The sequence below is a fragment of the Halalkalibacter hemicellulosilyticusJCM 9152 genome (assembly GCF_000513115.1).
Taxonomy (GTDB): domain Bacteria; phylum Bacillota; class Bacilli; order Bacillales; family Bacillaceae_D; genus Halalkalibacter; species Halalkalibacter hemicellulosilyticus.
The window spans coordinates 1-2,822 of sequence record NZ_BAUU01000079.1; the positions used below are offsets into that span (position 1 = coordinate 1).

Here is a 2,822-nt window from a genome sequence, read left to right on the forward strand (position 1 = left end):
TTGAGTATTGCGGTAGGAAAAAGCCAACAGTGCGGAGTTTGGAGCCACCAATTGCGGAAAATAGAGCCATTTAATGCAAGTCAAGGAGCCAGTACTTACAAATACTTGAAAAAGCCATCGATTTCAGTTGCTTCGATGGCCGTTTAGTTACTTGAAACTCTTTCCTTCTAACCGCGATTCTATAATTAAAACAGCTTGTCTGACAAGCTCATCAACATCTAACATGTCATCTTCATTAATTTCTAAACAGATGGGCAAAAGTAGTTCTATTATTTGCTCCATTACCTCTTCAGGAAGAAAGTGATGAAAGAAATGCTTGGCAATACGGTTCTCCACTTCTATAGGAATCATGATGTTCCTACCAATCCATGGCGTTCCCTCATTGAAATCTCTCCATCTACCATAATGTGATATGAATCATGAATAATTCGATCAAGAATGGCATCTGCTACTTGAGCTTGTCCTAATTTAGCGTGCCATCCTTCAGGGGAAAACTGTGAACAAAAGATAGTAGAAGCTCTTTTGAGCCTTGATTCAATAATCTCTAAGACAAGCATCACATGGTCTTCTGGCAACTCGGTTAATAACCATTCATCCAATATCAATACATCTATTTTTCTATATTTTTGAATTAACTTTCGAAAGCTGCCGTCTGCTTCATATTTAGCCACAGTCAATTCATCTAACAACTCTGGAAGACGGATATATTTAACGTTATAAAACTGTCGACATGCTTGAACACCAAAGGCGTTTGCGATCCATGTTTTACCGTTACCTGAAGCGCCCATAAGGATAATATTATGGTGTCGCTGAATATAGTTTCCGGTAGCGAGTTCTAAGATGAGTTGCTTGTTCAGTTTACGGTCCGAATGATATTCAATATCTTCAACAGCTGCTGATGGTTCATTCAATGTAGCCTGTCTGATGAGTCGCTCTAACTTATTTGAACGTCTGCGATCATACTCATGATCTACTAAAAGCTGAAAGCGATCATCAAAATCCATAGTTTGATAATCCCTGTTTTGGCTTTGTTGTTGATAGATATCTGCCATACCTCCCATTTTCATTTCAGATAGTTTACGTAAAGTTTCCTCATTCATTTTGAACGCTCCTTCCCAAAATAAGCTGCACCACGAACAAATCCATAATCATTGGCCATACTTTTTGATTTTTCGGTAGCGGATTCCGCCGGAATCCTTTTATTCTGTCGGTCTAGTATGCTCTTAAGAACAGAAAGGGTAGGGTTACTAGATATGGTGAGTAAAGTGTCTACCGACTTCTCCAACGTAATTGGATCATATTTTTCCGCAATATTTCTTAGAGCGCTTAAAATAGACAATGCTTTTTTCTCAGGGTTTTGCTCTAGCATTAAACTAACAAACTTCTCCATCGAAGGACCAATAGTTTTAGACCAGACTCGATTGTTTTCTGGATTATGATCTAAATATAATCGGTGATGATCAGGCATATGTTCAACAGAGGTAGAGTATTGCCCAATGTCTCCTTTTAACCGCTTATGAGATGCAATCCGTACATCTTTAAAGTAAAATTCAAGTAGATCTGGTGTTAAGCGAATCTCGACCTGCTCCCGGACGTACTCATAAGGAACGGAGTAATACATGCGATCAATTTGAATGTGATAGTTAGGTTGAACTTTCGCTGTTTTCCATTCGGTCAATTTGTAACGTGTATGTGGAAGGGGACGAAGGTAGGGCTTCTCCTCTTCTTCAAACACTTCTTTTCGAGACCCTGGACGCTTTTGAAAAGCAGTAGTATTGATTTCCTTAAGCTTATCTGAAATATGGTGGTTCAAATCTTCCAAGTGAAAGAAAGGATAATTTCGTAAGGCAGCGATAATCTGCCTGGATATATAGCCAACAGTTCCTTCTACACTGGCTTTATCCTTTGGTTTGCGAACACGACTCGGAACAATAACCGTGTGGTAAAAATCAGCTAATTCTCTGTAGGCTTCCTGTAAAATCGGTTCACCTCGTAGAGGTTTAGTCACACCTGTTTTCAGATTATCAGGCACCATTGTTTCAGGTACTCCTCCAAAATACTCCAATGCATGAATGTGGGCAGTAAGCCAGTGCTGAGACTTCATGTCTAAAAAACCTTCAACATAACTGTACTGACTGTATGGAAGTGTAGCGATAAACACATAGACTGGTATTTTTTCTCCTGTGACACGATCTTGAAGCTAAGTGTAGAACCCGCCCAGTCAACTTCCATAATTTCACCTGGTTTACGTCGTATTGGCATCGTCGTCTTATATTTCTTTGCGTAATGCCCGTATTTTTCAGTAAAAGTGCGGTAAGCATAAGGAATCTTCTTTCCCTCTCTTGCTTCAGTAGCGTACTCAAGATGCAATAATTTTAATGTAATGTTTTTCTTCTGAAGTTCTTTGTGAACTTTTTCCCAGTCCACCGGGTAATAACCTTTCTCGATTGCTTGTTTCTCTGGAAACAAAAATTCATTTAGCCAGGAATCCGTCATGGTGTCGTTCAACGTTTGAATACCCCTTGCTTTTGCCGTATTGATTACACTAGCCACTGTATTCCTTGAATGACCTGTGCTAGCGCTGATCGTACGTTGACTCAATCCCTCCAAGTGAAGATCTAGAATCTTCCGACAACTAATCACATAAAAAACCTCCTTCTATAATAGAAATGTCATGCTGTTAAGCATGCTTCTCAATTATACAAGGAGGTTTTTATTTAGGTAGCACATATGGCTCTCTTATTCCGCACTTGGTGGCTTTATCTTCCGCATTAGATGGCTCAAAAGTTTGCACTAGTGGCTCATTCTTTCTGCAATATTCA

The 2,822-nt window shown here is 39.4% G+C and carries 4 protein-coding genes; all 4 read right to left on the reverse strand.

The features are described from left to right. Nucleotides 1–147: 147 nt before the first annotated feature. From JCM9152_RS20860 to JCM9152_RS23590, 4 genes are read right to left on the reverse strand one after another with little or no spacing between them, the layout of a single operon-like run. Nucleotides 148–351, reverse strand: a complete 204-nt coding sequence (locus JCM9152_RS20860; protein ID WP_035347728.1) for a hypothetical protein — start codon at nucleotides 349–351, stop codon at nucleotides 148–150. Then, the gene (istB, locus tag JCM9152_RS20865; protein ID WP_035347730.1) at nucleotides 348–1,100 is read right to left on the reverse strand and encodes an IS21-like element helper ATPase IstB; all 753 of its coding nucleotides are present in this window, start codon (nucleotides 1,098–1,100) and stop codon (nucleotides 348–350) included. Before istB ends, JCM9152_RS20860 begins: the two co-directional genes overlap by 4 nt. Further along, complete coding sequence (istA, locus tag JCM9152_RS20870; RefSeq protein WP_235715788.1) at nucleotides 1,097–2,161, reverse strand: IS21 family transposase; 1,065 nt, start codon at nucleotides 2,159–2,161, stop codon at nucleotides 1,097–1,099. The genes istB and istA overlap by 4 nt, the downstream gene beginning before the upstream one ends. Continuing rightward, complete coding sequence (locus tag JCM9152_RS23590) at nucleotides 2,107–2,601, reverse strand: transposase (protein ID WP_235715789.1); 495 nt, start codon at nucleotides 2,599–2,601, stop codon at nucleotides 2,107–2,109. The genes istA and JCM9152_RS23590 overlap by 55 nt, the downstream gene beginning before the upstream one ends. Between the last annotated feature and the right edge of the window lie 221 nt (nucleotides 2,602–2,822).

Coding starts and splice junctions, on each gene's coding strand:
- JCM9152_RS20860 (WP_035347728.1), bottom strand. CDS start 351: ATGATTCCTATAGAAGTGGAGAACCGTATTGCCAAGCATTTCTTTCAT.
- istB (WP_035347730.1), bottom strand. CDS start 1,100: ATGAATGAGGAAACTTTACGTAAACTATCTGAAATGAAAATGGGAGGT.